The sequence below is a fragment of the Leuconostoc sp. UCMA20149 genome, assembly GCF_030400235.1.
Taxonomy (GTDB): Bacteria; Bacillota; Bacilli; order Lactobacillales; family Lactobacillaceae; genus Leuconostoc; species Leuconostoc pseudomesenteroides.
The window spans coordinates 1-343 of record NZ_VJYC01000052.1; the positions used below are offsets into that span (position 1 = coordinate 1).

At 44.3% G+C, this 343-nt stretch carries 1 pseudogene; it reads right to left on the bottom strand.

Features of this window, described 5'->3' with window-relative positions:
• Positions 1-343: pseudogene (locus FF105_RS11600) on the bottom strand (glycoside hydrolase family 73 protein); the annotation flags it as partial.

Here is a 343-nt window from a genome sequence, read left to right on the forward strand (position 1 = left end):
GCAACGTGTACACTGTGTATGCCGTTTGAATACTGAATATCATATTCCCACGCTGAATTTGAATAAGCCTTTGGTTTCGCTGAAACCACTGTGCCCACCCAATCTCGCCGATTGACGAGTGTATAACCATTAGTTTCTGACCAGGCATTACTTGCTATTTTAACTGTTTGACCTACACTATATTTTGCTGCCGCAATGGTGGTCACATCTTGCTCGGCAACGTGTACACTGTGTACGCCGTTTGAATACTGAATATCATATTCCCACGCTGAATTTGAATAAGCCTTTGGTTTCGCTGAAACCACTGTGCCCACCCAATCTCGCCGATTGACGAGTGTATAAC